This window comes from Streptomyces sp. NPDC051452, from assembly GCF_044454765.1.
Taxonomy (GTDB): domain Bacteria; phylum Actinomycetota; class Actinomycetes; order Streptomycetales; family Streptomycetaceae; genus Streptomyces.
This window is the reverse complement of the sequence record NZ_JBITEB010000004.1, coordinates 401,334-423,330: the sequence shown is the minus strand read 5'-3', so window position 1 is coordinate 423,330 and position 21,997 is coordinate 401,334. Positions and strand designations below refer to the sequence as shown.

Sequence of the window (21,997 nt, the reverse complement as noted above, 5' to 3'; positions counted from 1 at the left end):
CGCTCCTCGCTGGCTCGTGTCCCGTGCTCCCCGGCGTGGGGGACGGCGATGGGACGCGGGAGGCGAGTGCGCGGTTCCCGGGACTGCGCCGGACGGGTCAGTCGCCGTAGTCCGACATCGCGTCCAGCAGCCGGGCGGACCGGGCGGGGACGCGCACCCCGTGGATCCGGGACGGGGACACCGGCCGCGACGCGGCGCGCTCGGGAGCCGCCCAGTGCGGTGCCATCCGGGCGCAGTCACCGCGCAGTGCGGCGAGATCACCGTCGTACTCGGCGGGTCGGCTGTGGTCGGCCTCGGGAATCGTCATGAGCGCACCGTAGGCACGCTCGGGTCCGCGAAGAAAGATCTACTATCGGGTAGTTTTGCCAGCTTCAGTGGCGCCGCTCGAACGGGTAGCGTGAACTGTCAATCCCGCCTCCCGCAGGAGAATGCCGACGTGCGCATCGCAGTCACCGGCTCCATCGCCACCGACCACCTCATGACCTTCCCCGGCCGATTCGCCGAGCAGTTCGTCGCGGATCAGCTGCACACGGTCTCGCTGTCCTTCCTGGTCGACAACCTGGACGTGCGCCGAGGTGGGGTCGGCGCGAACATCGCCTTCGGCATGGGCCAGCTCGGCACGCGGCCGATCCTGGTCGGCGCGGCCGGCTTCGACTTCGACGAGTACCGGGCCTGGCTCGACCGGCACGGCGTGGACACCGAGTCGGTCCGGATCTCCGAGACCCTGCACACCGCACGCTTCGTGTGCACCACCGACGCCGACCACAACCAGATCGGCTCCTTCTACACCGGCGCCATGAGCGAGGCCCGCCAGATCGAGCTGAAGACCGTCGCCGACCGCGTGGACGGCCTCGACCTGGTCCTGATCGGCGCCGACGACCCCGAGGCGATGCTCCGCCACACGGAGGAGTGCCGCTCGCGGGACATCCCCTTCGCCGCCGACTTCTCCCAGCAGATCGCCCGCATGGAGGGCGACGAGATCCGGATACTGCTGGACGGCGCGACGTACCTGTTCTCCAACGAGTACGAGAAGGGCCTCATCGAGTCCAAGACCGGCTGGAGCGACGCGGAGATCCTGTCCAGGGTCGGCCACCGCGTCACCACGCTCGGCTCGCGCGGCGTGCGCATCGAGCGCGTCGGCGAGGACCCGATCGAGGTCGGCTGCGCGGAGGAGGAGCGCAAGGCCGACCCCACGGGCGTCGGCGACGCCTTCCGCGCCGGCTTCCTGTCCGGCCTGGCGTGGGGTGTCTCCCTGGAGCGGGCCGCCCAGGTCGGCTGCATGCTGGCGACGCTCGTCATCGAGACGGTCGGCACGCAGGAGTACCAGCTGCGGCGCGGTCACTTCATGGAGCGCTTCACCAAGGCGTACGGGGAGACGGCCGCCGAGGAAGTCCGCACCCACCTGCGCTGACGGCCGCGGGTGCGCGGGGGCCGGCCGCACGGTTCCCCGCGCACCCGGCGGACGCTTCAGACCAGCCGGTGCACCAGGTAGGCCGTGCCCCGTTCGGCCGGTTCCTCGCCCAGGTAGCGCTGGCCGCGCATCTCGCACCAGGCGGGGATGTCCAGCCGGGCGGCCTCGTCGTCCGACAGGACGCGGACCGTGCCGCCCACCGGCACGTCCCCGATCACCTTCGCCAGCTCGATGACCGGGATGGGGCAGCGCTTGCCCAGGGAGTCGACGACGAGTTCGGCGGGGCGCGCCCGCACGGCCGGCGCGGGCGCCCCGAGCTTCGCCCGCACGGCCGCCACCGCCTCGGGCAGCACCTGGAGGAACCGCTCCACGTCCGCCTCGGCCGCGCCCATTGGCAGCGACACCCGTACGTTCCCCTCGCTCAGCACCCCCATCGCCTTCAGCACATGGCTGGGCGTCAGCGTGCTGCTCGTGCAGGAGGAGCCGGACGAGACGGAGAAGCCCGCCCGGTCCAGCTCGTGCAGCAGCGCCTCGCCGTCGGCGTAGAGACAGGAGAACGTGACGATCCCGGGCAGCCGCCGCTCCGCGTCGCCCACCACCTCCACGTCCGCCACCAGTTCCGGCACCCGCGTCCGGATGCGCTCCGTCAGCTCCCGCAGCCGTACCTCCTCCTGGGCCGCCCCGGCCCGCACCGCGCGCAGGGAGGCCACCGCCGCCACGATCGCCGGGATGTTCTCGAACCCCGCGGCGCGCCCCGACTCCCGCTCGTCCACCGGACCTTGGGCCGCGAACCGCACCCCCTTGCGCACGACGAGCAGCCCGACCCCCGACGGCCCGCCCCACTTGTGCGCACTGGCCGCCAGCAGCGCCCAGCCGCCCGCGACCGGCCCCCACCCCAGCGACTGCGCCGCGTCCACCAGCAACGGCACCCCGGCCGCGCGGCACGCCTCGGCGACCTCGGCCACCGGCTGCACGGTGCCGACCTCGTGGTTGGCCGACTGCAGGACGGCCAGCGCGGTGTCCGCGCGCAGCGCCGCGGCGAAGGACCCGGGGTCGACGGCTCCCGTCCGGCCGACACCCACATGGGTGACGGACCCGCCGTCCGCCTCGAACACCTCGGCCGAATGAAGTACGGAGGAGTGTTCGACGGCAGACACGATCAGGTGGCGCCCCACCCGCCGCCGTCCGGCCAACGCGCCCGCCACGCCCGTGTGTACGGCCCGGGTCCCGGAGGTCGTGAACACCACCTCGTCGGCCCGGCACCCGACCGCCTCGGCAGCCGCCTCCCGGGAGGCGTCCAGCAGCATGCGGGCCTTTCGCCCCTCCCGGTAGAGCCGGGCGGGGTCGGCCCATCCCTCGTCCAGCGAGGCCAACAGCGCCTGTCGGGCCACGGGGTGGAGGGGGGCGGCGGAGGCTGCATCGAAGTAGGGCACAGGGCAACGGTAAGACTTCGGTGAAGGCGGCCGCTCCAGGGGCGCCACGAACCGTGCGACCAGCCACAACGCCCTCCGCGCCGGCACGCCGAACCATGACAACCCGAGCCATTGGGCGCCCAATCCGACCCCTTCGGAGTGACCGGCGGCGCGTATGCCCCCCTCCCCGCGAACCCTCGGAGAGCGTCGGCTAGGGTTTGGTCCGCATAAACATCCAAACCCCTGCCCGACGCAGGGCGGCGACCGACCAGCGAGAAGGCCGCAGCCAACCGCGCGGGCGAGACTCTCGGGAAGGCGCTACGTGAGTCCCAACGGCTCCGACCGCTCGCCGCGGCGCCCGATGCGGCGGAAGCTGCTGCAGGCACTGACCGCGGGCCTGGTCCTGGCGACCGCGACCGGTTGCACATACAAGGACTTCCCCCGCCTTGGTATGCCCACCCCCACCACGGAAGAGGCTCCGCGGATCCTCTCCCTGTGGCAGGGCTCCTGGGCTGCCGCGCTCGCCGTCGGCGTGCTGGTGTGGGGCCTGATCCTGTGGAGCGCCATGTTCCACCGGCGCAGCCGCACCAAAATCGAGGTTCCTACGCAGACCCGGTACAACATGCCGATCGAGGCCTTGTACACGGTGGTCCCGATCATCATCATCTCGGTGCTGTTCTACTTCACGGCCCGGGACGAGTCGAAGCTGCTCAGCCTCACCGACAAGAAGCCGGATGTCACGGTCAACGTGGTCGGCTTCCAGTGGAGCTGGGGCTTCAACTACGTCGAGAGCGTCCCCGGCGTCACCGGCGACGCGAAGACCGACCCGAACCTGGCCGCCATCCCGGACCGGTTCAAGAAGGCCTTCCCGGCGAACGCCGGCGGTGTCTACGACGTCGGTACGCCCGGCACGCGGAACCCGCAGACCGGCAACCCCGGGCCGACGCTCTGGCTCCCCAAGGGCAAGACCGTCCGCTTCGTCCTGACCTCGCGTGACGTCATCCACTCCTTCTGGGTGGTGCCGTTCCTGATGAAGCAGGACGTCATCCCGGGCCACACCAACGCCTTCCAGGTGACCCCCAACAGGGAGGGCACCTTCCTCGGCAAGTGCGCCGAGCTCTGCGGCGTCGACCACTCCCGGATGCTGTTCAACGTGAAGGTCGTCTCCCCGGAGCGCTACCAGCAGCACCTCAAGGACCTCGCCAAGAAGGGGCAGACCGGTTACGTTCCCGCCGGCATCGCGCAGACGAGCCACGAGAAGAACCGGGAGACGAACAACCTGTGAGCATCCTCAACGAACCCCAGGGTGCCGCGGCAGCGGAGGACTCGTACGAGAACGAGCTGCCGGTCAGGCGCAAGCAGCCCGGTAACGTCGTGGTGAAGTGGCTGACGACCACCGACCACAAGACGATCGGGACGATGTACCTCTGCACCTCGTTCGCGTTCTTCCTGATCGGTGGCGTGATGGCGCTGCTGATGCGCGCCGAGCTGGCCCGGCCGGGTCTGCAGTTCATGTCGAACGAGCAGTTCAACCAGGCGTTCACGATGCACGGCACGATCATGCTGCTGATGTTCGCGACGCCGCTGTTCGCCGGATTCGCCAACTGGATCATGCCGCTGCAGATCGGCGCGCCCGACGTGGCGTTCCCGCGGCTGAACATGTTCGCCTACTGGCTGTACCTGTTCGGCTCGAGCATCGCGGTGGGCGGCTTCCTGACCCCGCAGGGCGCGGCGGACTTCGGCTGGTTCGCCTACTCCCCGCTGTCGGACGCGGTCCGTTCGCCGGGCGTCGGTGCCGACATGTGGATCATGGGTCTGGCCTTCTCCGGTTTCGGTACGATCCTGGGCGCGGTCAACTTCATCACCACGATCATCTGCATGCGCGCACCGGGCATGACGATGTTCCGCATGCCGGTGTTCACCTGGAACGTGCTGCTGACCGGTGTGCTGGTCCTGCTGGCCTTCCCGGTCCTGGCGGCCGCGCTGTTCGCCTTGGAGGCGGACCGAAAATTCGGGGCACACGTCTTCGACCCGGCCAACGGCGGCGCACTGCTGTGGCAACACCTCTTCTGGTTCTTCGGCCATCCCGAGGTGTACATCATCGCCCTGCCGTTCTTCGGCATCATCTCCGAGGTCATGCCGGTCTTCAGCCGTCGTCCGATCTTCGGTTACATGAACCTGATCGCGGCCACCATCGCGATCGCCGGTCTGTCCGTGACCGTGTGGGCGCACCACATGTACGTCACCGGCGGTGTGCTGCTGCCGTTCTTCTCCTTCATGACCTTCCTGATCGCGGTCCCCACCGGTGTGAAGATCTTCAACTGGATCGCCACCATGTGGAAGGGCTCGCTGTCCTTCGAGACACCGATGCTCTGGGCCATCGGCTTCCTGATCACCTTCACGTTCGGTGGTCTGACCGGTGTCATCCTGGCCTCGCCGCCGATGGACTTCCACGTCTCCGACTCGTACTTCGTGGTGGCGCACTTCCACTACGTGGTCTTCGGCACGGTCGTCTTCGCGATGTTCTCCGGCTTCCACTTCTGGTGGCCGAAGATGACGGGCAAGATGCTCGACGAGCGCCTCGGCAAGATCACGTTCTGGACGCTGTTCGTCGGCTTCCACGGCACCTTCCTGGTCCAGCACTGGCTGGGCGCCGAAGGCATGCCGCGCCGGTACGCCGACTACCTGGCGGCCGACGGCTTCACCGCCCTGAACACGATCTCGACCATCAGCTCGTTCCTGCTCGGCCTGTCGATCCTGCCGTTCCTCTACAACGTGTGGAAGACGGCCAAGTACGGCAAGCCGGTCAATGTGGACGACCCGTGGGGCTACGGCCGTTCGCTGGAGTGGGCGACCTCCTGCCCGCCGCCGCGGCACAACTTCCTCACCCTGCCGCGGATCCGCAGCGAATCCCCGGCGTTCGACCTGCACCACCCTGAGATCGCCGCGCTCGAACAACTCGAGAACGTCGGTCACGGCACCGCCATCGCGGGCAGCAAGGAGGCCGGCAAGTGAAGATCCAGGGTCGGATGTTCATCTGGCTGAGCGTCTTCATCCTGATCATGGCCATCGTGTATGGCGTGTGGTCGAAGGAGCCGGCCGGCACCACCGCGCTCTTCCTGGCCTTCGGCCTGAGCGTCATGATCGGCTTCTACCTGGGCTTCACCGCCCGGCGGGTCGACGCGGGCGCGCAGGACGACAAGGAGGCGGACGTCGCGGACGAGGCGGGCGAGCTGGGCTTCTTCAGCCCGCACAGCTGGCAGCCGCTCATGCTGGGCACCGGCGGCGCGATCGCCTTCCTCAGCATCGCGGTCGGCTGGTGGCTGATCTACTTCGCCGCTCCGATCATCATGCTCGGCCTGTTCGGCTGGGTGTTCGAGTACTACCGCGGTGAGAACCGCACCCAGTAGCGCGCGAGCACACGCACCGGGAGCCCGGACCCTTCGTCAGGAGGGTCCGGGCTCCCCGGTTTTTCCGGGCGCGGCAGCCCCGGCGAAGGCTCCCGTCCCTCTTTTGCCGCACCAGCGTTCCCTCGAACGAGTTACCCACCGTGCCGGTACGGTCACCACCTCATAGCGTGATCGTATGAATCACACTGCGCGGACCCGCACCGTCGTCAGCTGCACCCTGCTGGTGACCGCCCTCGGCGCGGGCGTCACCGCTTGCGGTTCGGACGGCAACCCCCTGTCGGCCAGGCCGTACGACGCAGCGGGCCAGATCTCCTTCAACGGCCCCACCGATGCAGGGAAGCAGGCCGATCCGGACAAGCCCCTGGAGGTCACCGAGAAGAGCGGTGACGGCCGTATCACCGATGTCACCGCCCAGGACTCCACAGGGCGCTACGTGGCGGGCGAACTCGCCGCCGACGGCAGCCGGTGGCACAGCACCTCCCCGCTGGCCGCGAACGCCCACTACACGGTCACGGTGAGCATCGAGGACGAGGACGGCGCGCCGGGCCGCAAGGTCCTCGCGTTCGACACCAGCAAACCCACCAGCAAGAAGCGGCTGAACGTCACCTTCGGGCCGGACAAGGGCACCTACGGCGTCGGACAGCCCATCACCGCCCAGCTCGACCAGGAGATCAAGGACAAGGCGCAGCGGGCCATCGTGGAGCGAGCCCTCCGGGTGGACTCCGTACCGGCCGTGCCCGGCTCCTGGTACTGGGTGAGCGGCAAGGAACTGCACTACCGCCCCCGGGAGTACTGGCCCGCCCACGCCACCATCCAGGTGCACAGCAACCTGGACGGCGTGCGGATCAGCGACCGGCTGTGGGGCGGAAAGTCGAAGGCGCTGAAGATCACCACGGGCGACCGGGTCGAGGTCATCACGGACGCCGGCACGCACCAGCTCACGTACTACAAGAACGGTGCGCAGGTCGAGCAGATCCCGGTCACCACCGGCAAGCCGGGCTTCGAAACCCGCAACGGCGTCAAGGTGGTACTGGAGAAGCAGTACTTCGTACGGATGCGCGGCAGCACCGTCGGCATCGCCGAGGGCAGCTCCGACTCCTACGACCTGCCGGTGTACTACGCCACCCGGGTGACCTGGTCCGGCGAGTACGTCCACGCCGCCCCCTGGTCCGTCGGGTCCCAGGGGTACGCGAACGTCAGCCACGGCTGCACCGGTATGAGCACGTCCAACGCCGAGTGGTTCTTCGACAACATCCACGAGGGTGACGTCGTCAAGGTCGTCAACTCGGGCGGCGACCCGATGGAACCCTTCGGCAACGGCTTCGGCGACTGGAACCTCGACTGGAAGAAATGGCGTACCGGCAGCGCGCTGACCGGCACCACGGACACCCCGTCGACCGCGGACGCGGCGAGGCTCCAGCCGACGGCCGTGTGAACGTCCCGAGGGGGCGCGGGAGCACGGCGATGCGCGGCCGCGCCGGGTGGGCGCACGAGACACCCACCGGCCCGCACGCGCCGTGCGTTCCGCGCCCCGGACCCTCAGGCGCTCAGCAGCCTCGTGCGCCGCAGCAGGGAAGCCAGCGCGGCGGCGAACTCCACCGGATCCACGGGCAGGGTGACCGCCGCGTCGGCCCGGCTCCACGTCGCCAGCCAGGCGTCCTGCGGCCGGCCCATCAGCAGCAGTACCGGCGGGGCCTGGAACACCTCGTCCTTGATCTGCCGGCACACCCCCATGCCCCCCATGGGCACGGCCTCGCCGTCGAGCACGCAGACGTCGATGCCGCCCTTGTCCAGCTCGCTCAGCACCGCGGCGGGCGTCGCGCACTCCACGAACTCCACCTCGGGCACGTCCGGAGCCGGCCGACGACCGGTGGCCAGCCGTACCTGTTCGCGGGTGTTGGAGTCGTCGCTGTAGACCAGCACCGTGGCGGTCGGCTGCATTGTTCCTCCGGGACGTCAGCGTCGTACGGACAGGACGGACAGGGCCGTTTGGGCGGATGTTACTCCCATGAACACCACGTCAGCACCGGTTCGGCGGGCAGCAACACTCCGAACGGCACCCCCCGGAGTGAGGGCGGGATAAGCGACCGACATAATGTCGGTCGTGGCGACAGCAACGACAGTAGATACCGGGCACGCGCACCCGTCGGTCAACCGGCCGAACCTCACCAGCGTCGGAACCATCATCTGGCTGAGTTCCGAGCTGATGTTCTTCGCGGCCCTCTTCGCGATGTACTTCACCCTCCGGTCGGTGACCGGACCGGCTCACTGGAAGGAGATGGCGCACGCGCTCAACGTGCCCTTCTCCGCGACGAACACCACGATCCTGGTGCTCTCGTCGCTCACCTGCCAGCTCGGCGTGTTCGCGGCCGAACGCGGCGACGTGAAGAAGCTCCGTGGCTGGTTCATCCTCACCTTCATCATGGGTGCGATCTTCATCGGCGGTCAGATCTACGAGTACACCGAGCTGGTGAAGAAGGACGGCATCTCGCTGTCCTCCGACCCGTACGGCTCGGTGTTCTACCTGACCACCGGCTTCCACGGCCTGCACGTGACGGGTGGTCTCATCGCCTTCCTGCTGGTCCTCGGCCGCACCTACGCGGCGAAGAGGTTCACGCACGAGCAGGCGACCGCCGCAATCGTCGTGTCCTACTACTGGCACTTCGTCGATGTCGTCTGGATCGGCCTCTTCGCCACGATCTACCTGATCAAGTAGCCGGGACCGCTCCCGCACATCCAGAAGCATCGACGCAGAAGATCCTGACACCGGGGTAATCCGTGAAAAAGCTCTCCGCACGACGACGCCATCCGCTGGCGGCGGTCGTCGTCCTACTCCTCGCGCTGGCGGCCACCGGGGGGCTGTACGCCGCGTTCGCGCCCGCGACGAAGGCGCAGGCCGATGAAACCGCCCAGTCCCTGACCATCAAGGAGGGCAAGAAGCTCTACCAGGTCGGCTGCGCAAGCTGCCACGGCACCGGTGGCCAGGGCTCCTCCGACGGGCCGAGCCTGGTCGGCGTCGGCGCCGCCGCGGTCGACTTCCAGGTGGGCACCGGCCGTATGCCGGCCTCGACCTCCCAGATGGCGCAGATCCCCAGCAAGAAGGTCGTCTACACGCAGGCCCAGATCGACCAGCTCGCCGCGTACGTCGCGTCGCTGGGCGCCGGTCCGAGCGTGCCGACCAAGGATCAGTACGGTCCGGCCGGGGCGGACATCGCCAAGGGTGGCGAGCTGTTCCGCACCAACTGCGCGCAGTGCCACAACTTCACCGGCAAGGGCGGTGCCCTCACCAAGGGCAAGTACGCCCCGACCCTCGAAGGCGTCGCACCCAAGCACATCTACGAGGCCATGCAGACCGGCCCGCAGAACATGCCGTCCTTCCCCGACACCACGATGTCGGAGAAGAACAAGAAGGACATCATCGCGTACCTGCACGCGGTCGACAGCAGCGAGACCGTGAACCCGGGCGGTATGGAGCTGGGCGGCATCGGGCCGGTCAGTGAGGGCCTGTTCGCCTGGATCTTCGGGCTGGGCGCGTTGATCGCGGTCGCCGTCTGGGTCGCCGCTCGGACCGCAAAGGCCAAGAAGTCATGAGTAGCCAAGACATTCCAGAAGAGAACCTGCCCGCCGAGCGGGACCACGGGCACGGCGCCGTGAGCGTCGCGGACGAGGAGAACCCGTTCGCCGACCCGGGCCTGCCGCCGCACGAGCCCCGCATCCAGGACATCGACGAGCGGGCCGCCAAGCGGTCCGAGCGTGTGGTGGCCCTGCTGTTCACGGTCTCGATGCTGGCCACCATCGCCTTCATCGTCGCGTACCTCGTGATCCCGAACGACAAGTCGATCTTCGTCTTCCCGATCGGGCACGTCAGCGCCATGAACTTCACGCTGGGGCTGACCCTCGGCGTGGCGCTGTTCTGCATCGGCGCGGGTGCGGTCCACTGGGCCCGCACCCTGATGTCCGACGTCGAGGTTCCCGCCGAGCGGCACCCGATCGAGGCCTCTCCCGACGTCCGGGCGCAGGTCCACGCGGACTTCCGTGAGGGTGCCAAGGAGTCGGCGATCGGCCGCCGCAAGCTGATCCGCAACACCATGTTCGGTGCGCTGGCCCTGGTGCCGCTCTCGGGCGTCATGCTGCTCGGCGGACTCGGCCCGGCCCCCGGGACCAAGCTCCGCCACACCCTGTGGGCCAAGGGCAAGCGCCTGATCAACATGAACACGAACCAGCCGCTGCGTCCCGAGGACGTCATCGTCGGCTCGCTGACCTTCGCCAAGCCCGACGGGCTGGAGGAGACGGCCGAGGACTTCCAGAACGAGATCGCCAAGGCCGCCCTGATGATCGTCCGGCTGCAGCCGGGCAACATCAAGGACAAGCGCGAGCTCGACTGGTCGCACGAGGGCATCGTCGCCTTCTCCAAGATCTGCACCCACGTCGGTTGCCCGATCTCCCTGTACGAGCAGCAGACGCACCACGTGCTCTGCCCGTGCCACCAGTCCACCTTCGACCTCTCCGACGGTGCCCGAGTGATCTTCGGCCCCGCCGGCCACGCCCTGCCGCAGCTGCGCATCGGTGTGGACAGTGAGGGTTACCTCCAGGCGCTCGGCGACTTCGAGGAGCCCGTCGGTCCTGCTTTCTGGGAGCGCGGATGAGTACTGCAGCGAACGACACGAACACGTCCGGCGCTGCCGCCGGCCGCACCCGCGGGAAGGCACCGGCCGGCGAGCGCGTCGCCGACTGGGCCGACGGCCGGCTGGGGATCTACTCCCTGGCCAAGGCCAACATGCGGAAGATCTTCCCCGACCACTGGTCGTTCATGTTGGGTGAGGTCTGCCTCTACAGCTTCATCATCATCATCCTGACGGGTGTCTATCTGACGCTGTTCTTCCACCCGTCGATGAACGAGGTGGAGTACCACGGCTCCTACGTCCCGCTCCAGGGACAGCTGATGTCCGAGGCGTTCAGCTCGACCCTGCACATCTCGTTCGACGTGCGCGGTGGTCTGCTCGTCCGGCAGATCCACCACTGGGCCGCGCTGATCTTCCTCGCCGGCATGTTCGTGCACATGATGCGCGTGTTCTTCACCGGCGCGTTCCGCAAGCCGCGCGAGATCAACTGGCTGTTCGGCTTCCTGCTGTTCGTCCTCGGCATGTTCACCGGCTTCACCGGTTACTCGCTGCCGGACGACCTGCTCTCCGGCACCGGTGTCCGCTTCACCGAGGGCGCGATCCTGTCCATGCCGATCGTCGGCACGTACATCTCGATGTTCCTCTTCGGCGGTGAGTTCCCCGGACACGACTTCGTCGCCCGGTTCTACTCGATCCACATCCTGCTGCTGCCGGGCATCATGCTCGGCCTGGTGGTCGGCCACCTGATCCTGGTCTTCTACCACAAGCACACGCAGTTCGCGGGCCCCGGCAAGACCGAGAAGAACGTCGTCGGCATGCCCCTGCTGCCGGTCTACATGGCCAAGGCCGGAGGCTTCTTCTTCCTGGTCTTCGGCGCCATCGCGGCGATCGCGGCCATCGCGCAGATCAACCCGATCTGGGCCATGGGCCCCTACCGCCCGGACCAGGTGTCCACCGGCGCCCAGCCCGACTGGTACATGGGCTTCGCCGAGGGTCTGGTCCGCTACATGCCGGGCTGGGAGATCAACTTCTGGGGTCACACGCTCGTCCTGGGCGTGTTCATCCCGCTGGTGCTCTTCGGTCTCGTGCTGATGGCGATCGCGGTCTACCCGTTCATCGAGTCCTGGGTCACCGGCGACAAGAGCGAGCACCACATCCTGGACCGCCCGCGCAACGCCCCGACCCGTACGGCGTTTGGTGTCGCCTGGGTGACGGTCTACATGATCGGTCTGGTGGGCGGTGGCAACGACCTCATCGCCACCCACTTCCACCTGTCGATCAACGCGGTCACCTGGTTCGTCCGGATCTTCTTCTTCGCCGGACCGGTCATCGCGTTCATCGCCACCAAGCGGATCTGCCTCGGCCTGCAGCGCCGGGACCGCGAGAAGGTGCTGCACGGTCGCGAGACCGGCATCATCAAGCGGCTGCCGCACGGTGAGTTCATCGAGGTGCACGAGCCGCTCAGCCAGGAGCAGCTGCACACGCTCACCGCGCACCACCAGTACCGGCCGGCCGAGATCGGCCCGACGGTCGACGAGAACGGCGTCGAGCGCAAGGTGAAGGCCACGCAGAAGCTGCGTGCGAAGCTCTCCAGCGCCTTCTACGGCGAGGACAGCCAGATCCCCAAGCCGAGCGTCGAGGAGTACAAGGAGATCACGAGCGGCCACGGCCACCACTGATCCTCGCGTCGCCACACCACGGTGAAGGGCCCCGTCCGGGTTGCGGACGGGGCCCTTCACCCTGTTCCGGGCTGGATAGGGTGGTCTACGACTTGCAGGACTGTGTACGAGGAGCGGCTGATGAGCGCTGTGACCCCCGCTGGAGGCGACACCGCGGCGGGCCGTTCCTGGCCCGTCCTGCTGAACGGCCTGCTGAACGGCCGTGACCTGAGCGCCGACGAGACCGCCTGGGCGATGGACCTGATCATGCGCGGCGAGGCGACCGACGCGCAGATCGCCGGCTTCATGGTGGCGCTGCGGGCCAAGGGCGAGACGGTCGAGGAGATCTCCGGGCTGGTCCGGACGATGTACGAGCACGCCAACGTGATCGAGGTGCCCGGCCCGGCCGTCGACATCGTCGGTACCGGCGGTGACGGCGCCAAGACGGTGAACATCTCCACCATGTCCTCGATCGTCGTCGCGGGCACCGGTGCGAAGGTCGTCAAGCACGGCAACCGCGCCGCCTCCTCCGCCTCCGGGTCCTCCGACGTCCTGGAGCAGCTCGGGATCAATCTCGGCCTGACCCCGAGACGGGTGGCGGAGGTCGCCGAGGAGGCCGGCATCACCATCTGCTTCGCGGTGAAGTTCCACCCGTCCCTGCGCCATGTGGCCGCCGCGCGCGGCCAGCTGGGCATCCGGACCACCTTCAACGTGCTGGGTCCGCTGACGAACCCGGCCAAGGTGCGGGCCCAGGCGGTCGGCGTGGCCGACCCGCGGATGGCGCCGATCGTGGCCGGTGTGCTCGCCGAGCGCGGCAACTCGGCGCTGGTCTTCCGGGGCGACGACGGCCTGGACGAGCTGACCGTCACCGCCACCTCCCGGGTGTGGGTGGTGCGCGACGGCAAGGTCACCGAGGAGACCTTCGACCCGCGGGACGTGGGCATCGACCTCGTTCCCGTGGACGCCCTGCGCGGCGCGGACGCGGCCTACAACGCGGAGGTCGCCCGCCGTTTGCTGGACGGCGAGCGGGGCCCGGTGCGCGACGCGGTGCTGCTGAACTCGGCGGCCGCGCTGGTCGCCCTCCATCCGACCGACGCGTCCCTCGCCGACCAGCTGCGCGCCGGCATGGCCAAGGCGCGGGAGTCGATCGACTCGGGCGCCGCCAAGCGGTCGCTGGAGCGATGGGTGGCGGCCACCCACGCCTGACCCGGTCCCGTACGAGGCGCGGTCCACATGGCGGACCGCGCCTTGCGCGCCGAAGATCGTGTGGCAGGATACTGAACCAGGTCATGAGTGACAGTCATGAGGCCCCGGCCGACTGTCCGGCAACCCTCCGTCCGTGGCGGGGTGCCCCGGGTGAAGACCAGGTCGTGGACAGCAAGGTCCGCGGCAAGCGCGGACCCCTCACGAATCTCCAGGGGTCCTGGTCGTCGAGGGAGCCTTCCGTGAGCAAGCGAATGCGATAGGGCCGCAGAGCCCCGCCTCCGCATCCCCCTTTTCCCCTCGCCCGCGCTGGAGCCGTGTCCGCTCGCGCGGTGAGTTCCAGCTGCCCACGGGAGTTCCCGCATGTCCGTCACCACTGCCACCACTGCCACCACTGCCGCCACCACCGCCGACCAGCCCGTCTGTGCCCCGCTGCCCGTGCTGGGCCGGGACGTCACCGTCCCGCTCGTGACCGGCGGCGAGGTCGGCTACGCCGCGCTCGACTACGCGGCCAGCGCCCCCGCCCTGCAGCGCGTCTGGGACGACGTCGCCGCCTACGCCCCGTACTACGGCAGCGTCCACCGCGGTGCCGGCTACCTCTCGCAGCTCTCCACGGACCTGTTCGAGAACGCCCGCAAGACGGTCGCCGCCTTCCTCGGCTGCCGCGCCGACGACCAGGTGATCTTCACCCGGTCGACCACCGACTCGCTGAACCTGCTGGCCCGCACGCTCCCGGCCGGCTGCCAGGTCTTCGTGTTCGAGACCGAGCACCACGCCTCCCTGCTGCCGTGGCAGGACGCCCGCGTCACCTACCTCGACGCCCCGCGCACCCCGCGTCAGGCCGTCGAGACCCTGGAGCGGGCCCTCGCCGACCGCGACCCGCACGGCCCGGCGCTGGTCTGCGTCACCGGCGCCTCCAACGTCACCGGCGAGCTGTGGCCGGTGCGCGAGCTGGCCGCGGCCGCCCACGCGCACGGGGCCCGGATCGTCCTCGACGCCGCCCAGCTCGCCCCGCACCACCCGGTGGACCTGCGCGACCTGGACGTCGACTGGGTCGCCTTCTCCGGGCACAAGCTGTACGCCCCCTTCGGCTCCGGTGTGCTGGCCGGCCGCGCCGACTGGCTGCGGGCGGCCGAGCCGTACCTCGCGGGCGGCGGCGCCAGCCGCAAGGTCACCCGGCGGGCCGACGGCGCGGTGGACGTGGAGTGGCACGAGAGCGCCGCCCGGCACGAGGCCGGCTCCCCGAACGTCATCGGCGCCTACTCCATCGCGTCGGCCTGCAAGGCGCTCACCGAGGCCGGCTGGGACACCCTGGTCGCCCGGGAGCGGCACCTGGTCCGCACGGTCCGCGAGGGCCTCGCCGACGTCCCCGAGGTGCGGTTCCTGTCCCTCTTCGGCGACGACGCCCCGCGCGTCGGCGTCCTCTCCTTCGTCGTCGAGGGCTGGAACAGCTCCCACTTCGCCGCCGCCCTGTCCGCCGAGTACGGCATCGGCGTCCGCGACGGCCTCTTCTGCGCCCACCCGCTGGTCCGCACCCTGCTGGGCAGCGACCCGCAGACCCAGGGCGAGTGCGGGGCGCCGGAGGCGGCGCCGGGGGAGAAGTCCCTCAACGCGATCCGGGTGAGCTTCGGCGCCGGCACGCCCGACGAGCACGTGGAGCGGTTCGTCACGGCGGTCCGGGAACTGGTGGCCCAGGGTGCGAAGTGGCGCTACCGCACCGAGGACGGCCGCTGCGTCCCGGCGGTCTGAGACCGAACCCTAGTTGTCCAGGCCGATCGCGAACGCGGCCTCCAGGTCGTGCTGGGAGTAGGTACGGAACGCCACGTGCGTGTCCGTACCCTCCACGCCCGGAATCCTGCTGATCCGGCCGGGGATCACCTCGGCCAGGTCCTCGTGCCTGCGGACCCGCACCATGGCGATGAGGTCGTAGGTGCCGGTGACCGAGAAGACCTCGCTGACGCTCTCCAGCCCGGCGATCTGTTCCGCGATCTCGGGGATCCGGTCCACGCTGGTCTTGATGAGGACGATCGCGGTGATCACGGCTGGTTCTCTCCCTCGGACGCCGGGGCCGGTGCGGACCTCACTCTAGTCGCAAGGCCGTAGCGCACCCACGCGTAGCCGAAGCCGAGGCCGAAGCCCACCAGGTGGGCCAGGTAGGCCACGCCCGGGCCGTCGGAGGCGCGGCCCGCCGCGAGCCACTGCAGGGCCGCCCAGAAGGGCAGGACGACCCAGGCGGGGAAGCGCAGCGGCAGGAAGAACAGAAACGGCAGGAGACTGGTCACGCGGGCCCGGGGGAACAGGTAGAGGAAGGCGCCGAGCACCGCCGAGATCGCCCCTGAGGCGCCCACCAGCGACTGCTCGGAGGCGGCGTTGGCGGCCGCGTAGCCGAGCAGGGCCAGATATCCGGAGCAGCAGTAGAAGAGCACGAACCGCACCCGGCCCATCCGCTCCTCGGTCATCGCCCCGAAGACGAAGAGGAAGAGCATGTTGCCGAGCAGATGCACCCAGCTGCCGTGCACGAACAGGGCGGTGGCGGGGGTGAGCGCCTCCCGGACGGCGCCGTCGAACAGCTCGGCCGGGACCACGCCCCAGTGCCGGAAGTACGCCCGCTGGGCGGTGAGCAGCGCGTCCCCGGTGCCGTACCCCGGGGTGAGTCCGGAGGCCGGCCCCAGGACGAAGATCAGGCAGCACAGGGCGATGAGGCCGTACGTCATCGGTGCCGAGCTGCGCCGGACCGCTCCCAGGGCCCTGCCGGTCGCCGTGTTCCAGGTGCTGATCATGACTACAGAGCATGACGTAACGGGACGCAACCTGACAGAGCGCCTCGCCGCCGTGGACGGGCGGGCGGCGAGCACCCGCCAGGCCGTAGGGTTACGTGCCACACGCGTCGGCCGACGGCGCACCGAGACCAGAAGGAAGCGGACAGTCACGATGACGGTTCCCCTGCCGACCGCCACGACGCGGTGGCGCTGCACTTTGTGCGGCAACCTCACCCGGTTCGACGTGACCCGCTCGTCGAAGGTCGTCGAGTACGTCCATCTCGATCTGGCCGGTGAGCCGAAGGTGGAGGAGCGCGAGGTGGTCAGTGAGACCATCGAGTCGGTCCGCTGCCGCTGGTGCAACGCGGTGGACCAGGTGGAACTCGTGGACAGGCCGGGCGCCGGCTCCTGAGCGGAGCGGACCCCGAGGACAGCGGAATTAGTGGGGTGTGACGGATGGTGGAGACCGCGGGCGGGGGGCCGGACGACGGCACCGCCGAGGTGCTTGACCGTCCGCTGCCCGACGGCGTGCGCCGGCGGGTCGTGCAGATCGTCTCGGACGGCTTCGGCGCTCTGACCCTGGCGGAACTGCCCCCCCAGTTGAGGCAGTACGCCCGGTTCGCCCCCCAGCGCCGGGCGAAGTTCGCCGGAAACGCGATGGCGGCGGCGCTGGAGACCGACCCGCTGTTCCGGCAGCGGATCGGGGAGAAGTTCAAGGAGGCGCAGCCGGAACTCGCCGGCGCCCTCGACTCCGGCTCGCCGCCCCCGGCCGCGGACCCGCTCGACGTGGCGGCCGCGGCCTACGTACTGCGCCCGGCGGGCTGGGTGAAGCTGGCCACCGCCGCCGGCGAGGAGGCCCTGCGGGCGGACGCCGAGCGGGCGGACGAGGAGAGCCGGGCCGAACTGGAGCGGCTGCGCGCCGAGCTGGCCCAGGCCCGCGACCACACCCGTGCCGAGACCGAACGGCTGCGCGCGGACCTGGAGTCGGTGAAGAGGGAGGCCGAGACGCTGCACCGCAAGCTGCGCTCGGCGTTCAGCGACGTCAAGCGGGGCGAGGCCGCGCTGCGCAAGGCGCGGGGCGAGATCGACGCCGTGCGCGGGGAGGCCCAGGCGCAGGTGTCGGCCGCCGAGAGCGAGTCCCGTCGGCTCAAGGCGCGCCTCGGTGAGGCGGAGGCCGCGCTGGAGGCCACCCGGCGGGCCGCCCGCGAGGGCCGCAGCGTGGAGGACATGCGGGTACGGCTGCTGCTCGACACCCTGCTGGACGCGACGCAGGGGCTCCGGCGCGAACTCGCCCTGCCCCCGGTGTCGGTGCGCCCGGCCGAGACCGTGGACGCGGTGGAACCGGGGCGCATGACCCCCAAGGACATCGCCGCCCGCGCCCTGTCCGAGAACGATCCGGCGATCCTCGACCAGCTGCTCGCGCTGCCGCAGGCGCATCTGGTGGTCGACGGGTACAACGTCACCAAGACCGGCTATCCGCAGATGCCGCTGGAGAAGCAGCGGCTCAGACTGCTCGGTCAGCTCTCGGCGCTCGCCGCGCAGACGGGCGCCGAGGTGACGTGCGTCTTCGACGGCGCCGAGCTGGCGGCGCCGGTGCTGCTCGCGCCGCCGCGCGGGGTGCGGGTGCTGTTCTCCAAGCCGGGCGTCACGGCGGACGAGCTGATCCGCCAGCTCGTGCGTGCGGAACCCCCGGGCCGGCCGGTCATCGTCGCCTCCACCGACCGGGAGGTGGCCGACGGGATCGCCAAGGTGGGCGCCCGACCCGTGGCCTCTGCGGTGCTTCTGAAGCGGCTGTCCTGAAGGTCCAACGGGCATAGGAGATGCCCGAATTGGCCGTATCGTCACGCAGCGCTGCGTCAATCGGACGTCACTGCTTGTGTGTTGTGTGCAAAGAATGCATTGCGTGACGGGATTTTTTGCCGTGAGGATTTGAACTGATCACAACGAGGTCACTAGGGTCAGGCCTCGAACCTCCGAGCGGGTGATCACTCACAAGAAGGAGTTCGTCCTCCGTGGCGTCCCACCGTCGACCCAAGCAGCCGAGCCGCACTCGTGTGACCGTGCTGACCACCGCAGCCGCCGCTGCCGTCGTGCTGAGCGCGAACGCCGCCAACGCCGCCCCCAGCGAGAAGCTGAACAAGGACGAGGTGAAGGCAAAGGTCGACAAGCTCTACCAGCAGGCCGAACAGGCCACCGAGAAGTACAACGGGGCCAAGGAGAAGCAGCAGAAGCTGCAGAAGGAAATCTCCACGATCCAGGACAACGTCGCCCGCGGCCAGGAGGACCTCAACAAGCTGCGCGACGGCCTGGGTTCGCTGGCCACGGCGCAGTACCGCTCCGGCGGCATCGACCCCTCGGTCCAGCTCTTCCTGTCCTCCGACCCGGACGACTACCTCGACAAGGCCTCCACGCTCGACCAGCTCAGCACCCAGCAGGTCGACGCGCTGAAGAAGATCCAGGCCAAGCAGCGCGAACTCGCCCAGGAGCGGGCGGAGGCCACCGAGAAGCTCAAGGACCTCTCCTCCACCCGCACCCAGCTGGAGCAGCGCAAGAAGGAAGTCCAGGGCAAGCTCGGCGAGGCGCAGAGACTCCTGAACTCGCTGACCGCCAAGGAGAAGGCGGCCCTCGCCGCCGACCAGCAGCGCGCCAACCGCTCCTCCACCGAGCGCGTGCACCTCGGCGACACGCCGCCCGCCTCCGGCCGGGCCGCGGCGGCCTTCTCCGCCGCCCAGTCCCAGATCGGCAAGCCGTATGTGTACGGCGCCACGGGCCCCTCCTCCTTCGACTGCTCGGGCCTGACCTCCTGGGCCTACGCCCAGGCCGGCGTGTCCATTCCCCGGACCTCCCAGGCGCAGGCCAACATCGGCACCCGCATCACCTCGCAGAGCGATCTGCAGGTCGGCGACCTGGTCTTCTTCTTCAGCGACATCCACCACGTGGGTCTCTACGCCGGCAACGGCCAGATCCTGCACGCCCCGCGCACCGGCACGGTCGTCCGGTACGAGTCCATGAGCACCATCGGCGGCCCGTTCATGTTCGGCGTCCGCGTCTGAGACCCGTCACGACACGACACCGGGTGGCGCCCGAACGGGCGAATCCCGGGAACCGGAACTGACCCCGCGCCCCGCCGTTGACCTGCGTCAGCGGCGGGGCGTCACCGTGTGTTGACTCCGAGGTCTTTGGCCGGGGCCCGCTCGCACGGCTACTGTCTGGCGCGTTTCCCCGGTGCCGGGGTCTCCCCGTCCCCAGGCGCCGGGGGAGCGGTCTCCGTCCGCCAGCAGAAGGACTGCCGTGGGGTCCCATCGTCGCCTTGCACCGTCCGGATTCGACCGTGGCGCGGCCGCCTTGTGCGTGCTGTCGGCCACGGCCGCAGCGCTCGGCGCCGTTCCGGCGCACGCCAGCCCGCACGGCGCCGCCCGTGCCGAGGTGGACCGGCTCTACGAGGAGGCCGAGCGGGCCACCCAGTCCTTCGACAAGGCCGCGGAGCGTGCCGACACGCTCCGCCGCGAGGTGCGCGACGCCCAGGACCACATCGCCCGGCAGCAGCAGCGCGTCAACACCCTGCGGGAGCGGCTCGGTTCGCTGGCCGGTGCCCAGTACCGCTCCGGCGGCATCGACCCGGCCGTCGCCCTGCTCTTCTCCGACGACCCCGACGACTACCTCGACAAGGCCGCCACCCTCGATCGCATCGGCGTCCAGCAGGCCGGCCAGCTGCGCGAGTTGCGGTCGGTGATGCGCGAGCTGGCCCAGGAGCGCGCGGAGGCCGCCGACAAGCTCGCCGAGCTGGAGAAGAGCCGCAAGGCCGTCGCCGCGCACAAGCACACCGTGGAGCGCAAGCTCGCCAAGGCCCGGCAGCTGCTCAACCAGCTGTCCGCCGCGGACCGCGCCGCCTACGCCCGCGCCTCCCGGGGCAGCCGCGCCTCCCTGCCCGACCCGGCCGGCGCCGCGGCCCCCGACGGCCGGGCCGCCGCGGCCCTGGCCGCCGCCCGCGCCGCCCTCGGCCGCCCCTACGTGTGGGGTGCCAACGGCCCCTCGGGCTTCGACTGTTCGGGCCTGATGCAGTGGGCGTACGCGCACGCGGGCGTCCATCTGCCGCGCACCTCGCAGGAACAGCGCTTCGCCGGCCGGCAGGTCCCGCTGTCCCAGGCCCGCCCCGGCGACCTGGTCGTCTACCGCTCCGACGCCAGCCACGTGGGGATGTACGTCGGCCACGGCCAGGTGATCCACGCGCCGTACCCGGGCGCGCCGGTGCGCTACGACCCGGTCGGCATGATGCCCGTCTCCTCGGTCACCCGCCCCTGACCTCCCCGCGCGCCGTACGATCGGAAAGTGGCTGGTCGTGGAAGGGCGTGGCGCCTCGGGGCGATGGGGCTCGGTCTGCTGCTGCCGCTGACCGGCTGCGGGGCGCGTATGACGGCCGACCCCGCGCGGGCCGGGGTGCAGCACGTGCTCGACCGGCGCGCGGCGGCCCTCCTCGGCCACGACGAGACGGCGTACGCCGCGACCGGCACCCGCGCCCCGTACTCCCGGCTGCGCGCCCTCCCGCTGGCCTCCTGGACCTACCGCGTCACCGGCGTGCGCCGCACGTCCGCGGGCGCCACCGCCGACGCCGAACTGCGCTACCGCGTCGCCGGCTACGACAAGGCCCCGGTCGACACCCGCCGCACCCTCACCCTGGCCCGCACGGCCGACGGCGGCTGGTATGTCAGCGCCGACAGGCCCGCCGGGACGGCCGGGCAGCAGCTCTGGGACCAGGGGACGGTGGCCGCCGTCACGGGCGCGCACAGCCTGGTCCTCGGCACCGGTCGGCCGGTCGCCGAGCTGCGGGTCTTCGCCCGGCTCGCCGACCGGGCGGTGCCCGCGGTCTCCGCGCGCTGGGGCACGCGCTGGAGCCGGCGGGTGGTCGTCCTGGTGCCGCGGTCCCTGGCCGGCATGGGCCGCCTGCTCGGCTCGCCCGCCGCGAACTACCGGGGCATCGCGGCCGTCACCACCGGTGAGGCGGGCGGTCCCGGCAACACGCCCGCGGACCGGGTCGTGGTCAACCCGGAGGCGTACGCCGGCCTCGGCGACGTCGGCAAACAGGTCGTACTGACCCACGAGACCACCCATGTGGCCACCCGCGCGGACACCACCGCCGCGACCCCGCTGTGGCTCTCCGAGGGGTACGCCGACTGGATCGGCTACCTCGGCACCGGCCGCGGCCCGAGGGAGATCGCCCCGGAGCTGGCCCGCGCCGTCCGGGACGGGCGGGTGCCGGATTCGCTGCCCGCCGACGAGGACTTCGGTTTCACCAGCGAGCCCACGGAACTCGCGCGGGCCTACGAGGGTGGCTGGCTGGCCTGCCGGATGATCGCCGAGGGCTGGGGAACGGCCCGGCTCGACGCCTTCTACCGCGCCGTCGGCGCGCACGGAGGGCGGGCGGGCGCGGTCGAGCAGGCACTGGACCGGGTGCTGGGCACGACACCGGGCCGGTTCACCGCCAGGTGGCGCGCGTACGTCGCCGGCCGGCTCGGCTGAGCCCG

Annotated in this window: 21 protein-coding genes and 1 riboswitch; of the genes, 16 read left to right on the top strand and 5 right to left on the bottom strand. The window is 70.3% G+C overall.

Going from position 1 to position 21,997, the window contains the following annotated elements; all coding sequences use genetic code 11:
• Positions 1 to 97: 97 nt before the first annotated feature.
• Positions 98 to 307 (bottom strand): hypothetical protein, encoded by a 210-nt coding sequence (locus ACIBA9_RS14170; protein WP_399362728.1) that lies wholly within the window; start codon positions 305 to 307, stop codon positions 98 to 100.
• Between the two features lie 129 nt (positions 308 to 436).
• Between ACIBA9_RS14170 and ACIBA9_RS14165 the strand changes: the two genes are divergently transcribed.
• Complete coding sequence (locus ACIBA9_RS14165) at positions 437 to 1,411, top strand: carbohydrate kinase family protein (protein ID WP_393898733.1); 975 nt, start codon at positions 437 to 439, stop codon at positions 1,409 to 1,411.
• 56 nt (positions 1,412 to 1,467) lie between these two features.
• Here the strand turns inward: ACIBA9_RS14165 and ACIBA9_RS14160 are convergent, their stop codons facing one another.
• Entirely contained in the window at positions 1,468 to 2,844 is a 1,377-nt protein-coding gene (locus tag ACIBA9_RS14160) for a cysteine desulfurase/sulfurtransferase TusA family protein (RefSeq protein ID WP_399362726.1), read from the bottom strand.
• A 301-nt stretch (positions 2,845 to 3,145) separates the two neighbouring features.
• On the opposite strand from ACIBA9_RS14160, the gene coxB reads away from it, so the two are divergent.
• The 4 genes from coxB (at position 3,146) to ACIBA9_RS14140 (ending at position 7,668) form a co-directional block, all read left to right on the top strand.
• Positions 3,146 to 4,108 carry a cytochrome c oxidase subunit II gene (coxB, locus tag ACIBA9_RS14155; RefSeq protein WP_399362724.1) on the top strand — a complete coding sequence of 321 codons (963 nt, stop codon included), beginning with the start codon at positions 3,146 to 3,148 and terminating at the stop codon, positions 4,106 to 4,108.
• Positions 4,105 to 5,838, top strand: a complete 1,734-nt coding sequence (gene ctaD / locus ACIBA9_RS14150; RefSeq protein ID WP_399362722.1) for a cytochrome c oxidase subunit I — start codon at positions 4,105 to 4,107, stop codon at positions 5,836 to 5,838. Before coxB ends, ctaD begins: the two co-directional genes overlap by 4 nt.
• Positions 5,835 to 6,233, top strand: coding sequence for a cytochrome c oxidase subunit 4 (locus ACIBA9_RS14145; RefSeq protein ID WP_362154086.1), 399 nt, complete (start codon positions 5,835 to 5,837; stop codon positions 6,231 to 6,233). The genes ctaD and ACIBA9_RS14145 overlap by 4 nt, the downstream gene beginning before the upstream one ends.
• 175 nt (positions 6,234 to 6,408) lie before the next feature.
• Positions 6,409 to 7,668, top strand: a complete 1,260-nt coding sequence (locus ACIBA9_RS14140; RefSeq protein ID WP_399362720.1) for an Ig-like domain-containing protein — start codon at positions 6,409 to 6,411, stop codon at positions 7,666 to 7,668.
• Positions 7,669 to 7,772: 104 nt separating this feature from the next.
• Here ACIBA9_RS14140 and ACIBA9_RS14135 read toward each other — a convergent pair whose 3' ends face one another.
• Positions 7,773 to 8,174: a hypothetical protein gene (locus tag ACIBA9_RS14135; protein WP_362154080.1), complete on the bottom strand. Its 402-nt coding sequence runs from the start codon at positions 8,172 to 8,174 to the stop codon at positions 7,773 to 7,775.
• A gap of 154 nt (positions 8,175 to 8,328) precedes the next feature.
• Here ACIBA9_RS14135 and ACIBA9_RS14130 point away from each other — a divergent pair, with 154 nt between their 5' ends.
• From ACIBA9_RS14130 to ACIBA9_RS14105, 6 genes are all read left to right on the top strand, one after another.
• Entirely contained in the window at positions 8,329 to 8,949 is a 621-nt protein-coding gene (locus ACIBA9_RS14130) for a heme-copper oxidase subunit III (protein WP_362154079.1), read from the top strand.
• A gap of 62 nt (positions 8,950 to 9,011) precedes the next feature.
• Positions 9,012 to 9,824, top strand: coding sequence for a c-type cytochrome (locus tag ACIBA9_RS14125; protein ID WP_362154076.1), 813 nt, complete (start codon positions 9,012 to 9,014; stop codon positions 9,822 to 9,824).
• Positions 9,821 to 10,879, top strand: coding sequence for a Rieske 2Fe-2S domain-containing protein (locus ACIBA9_RS14120; RefSeq protein WP_399362717.1), 1,059 nt, complete (start codon positions 9,821 to 9,823; stop codon positions 10,877 to 10,879). Before ACIBA9_RS14125 ends, ACIBA9_RS14120 begins: the two co-directional genes overlap by 4 nt.
• A complete protein-coding gene (locus ACIBA9_RS14115; protein ID WP_399362715.1) occupies positions 10,876 to 12,534 on the top strand; it encodes a cytochrome bc complex cytochrome b subunit in 1,659 nt (552 codons plus the stop codon). Before ACIBA9_RS14120 ends, ACIBA9_RS14115 begins: the two co-directional genes overlap by 4 nt.
• 120 nt (positions 12,535 to 12,654) lie before the next feature.
• Positions 12,655 to 13,719, top strand: coding sequence for an anthranilate phosphoribosyltransferase (gene trpD, locus ACIBA9_RS14110; protein ID WP_399362713.1), 1,065 nt, complete (start codon positions 12,655 to 12,657; stop codon positions 13,717 to 13,719).
• Positions 13,720 to 13,798: 79 nt separating this feature from the next.
• Positions 13,799 to 13,915, top strand: a riboswitch (SAM riboswitch).
• A 164-nt stretch (positions 13,916 to 14,079) separates the two neighbouring features.
• Complete coding sequence (locus tag ACIBA9_RS14105) at positions 14,080 to 15,465, top strand: aminotransferase class V-fold PLP-dependent enzyme (protein ID WP_399362711.1); 1,386 nt, start codon at positions 14,080 to 14,082, stop codon at positions 15,463 to 15,465.
• A 9-nt stretch (positions 15,466 to 15,474) separates the two neighbouring features.
• On the opposite strand, the gene ACIBA9_RS14100 is transcribed toward ACIBA9_RS14105, so the two are convergent.
• Positions 15,475 to 15,756, bottom strand: coding sequence for an Lrp/AsnC ligand binding domain-containing protein (locus ACIBA9_RS14100; protein WP_362154063.1), 282 nt, complete (start codon positions 15,754 to 15,756; stop codon positions 15,475 to 15,477).
• On the bottom strand, positions 15,753 to 16,496 hold the full coding sequence (locus ACIBA9_RS14095; RefSeq protein ID WP_399362709.1) for a rhomboid family intramembrane serine protease: 744 nt from the start codon (positions 16,494 to 16,496) through the stop codon (positions 15,753 to 15,755). The genes ACIBA9_RS14100 and ACIBA9_RS14095 overlap by 4 nt, the downstream gene beginning before the upstream one ends.
• 151 nt (positions 16,497 to 16,647) lie before the next feature.
• Here ACIBA9_RS14095 and ACIBA9_RS14090 point away from each other — a divergent pair, with 151 nt between their 5' ends.
• From ACIBA9_RS14090 to ACIBA9_RS14070, 5 genes are all read left to right on the top strand, one after another.
• A complete protein-coding gene (locus tag ACIBA9_RS14090; RefSeq protein WP_055541554.1) occupies positions 16,648 to 16,887 on the top strand; it encodes a hypothetical protein in 240 nt (79 codons plus the stop codon).
• A 44-nt stretch (positions 16,888 to 16,931) separates the two neighbouring features.
• Positions 16,932 to 18,275: an NYN domain-containing protein gene (locus ACIBA9_RS14085; RefSeq protein ID WP_393898724.1), complete on the top strand. Its 1,344-nt coding sequence runs from the start codon at positions 16,932 to 16,934 to the stop codon at positions 18,273 to 18,275.
• A 212-nt stretch (positions 18,276 to 18,487) separates the two neighbouring features.
• On the top strand, positions 18,488 to 19,528 hold the full coding sequence (locus ACIBA9_RS14080; protein ID WP_399362707.1) for an NlpC/P60 family protein: 1,041 nt from the start codon (positions 18,488 to 18,490) through the stop codon (positions 19,526 to 19,528).
• 238 nt (positions 19,529 to 19,766) lie between these two features.
• Positions 19,767 to 20,777 (top strand): NlpC/P60 family protein, encoded by a 1,011-nt coding sequence (locus ACIBA9_RS14075; RefSeq protein WP_399362705.1) that lies wholly within the window; start codon positions 19,767 to 19,769, stop codon positions 20,775 to 20,777.
• A 63-nt stretch (positions 20,778 to 20,840) separates the two neighbouring features.
• A complete protein-coding gene (locus ACIBA9_RS14070) occupies positions 20,841 to 21,992 on the top strand; it encodes a hypothetical protein (protein ID WP_399362974.1) in 1,152 nt (383 codons plus the stop codon).
• Positions 21,993 to 21,997: the final 5 nt, after the last annotated feature.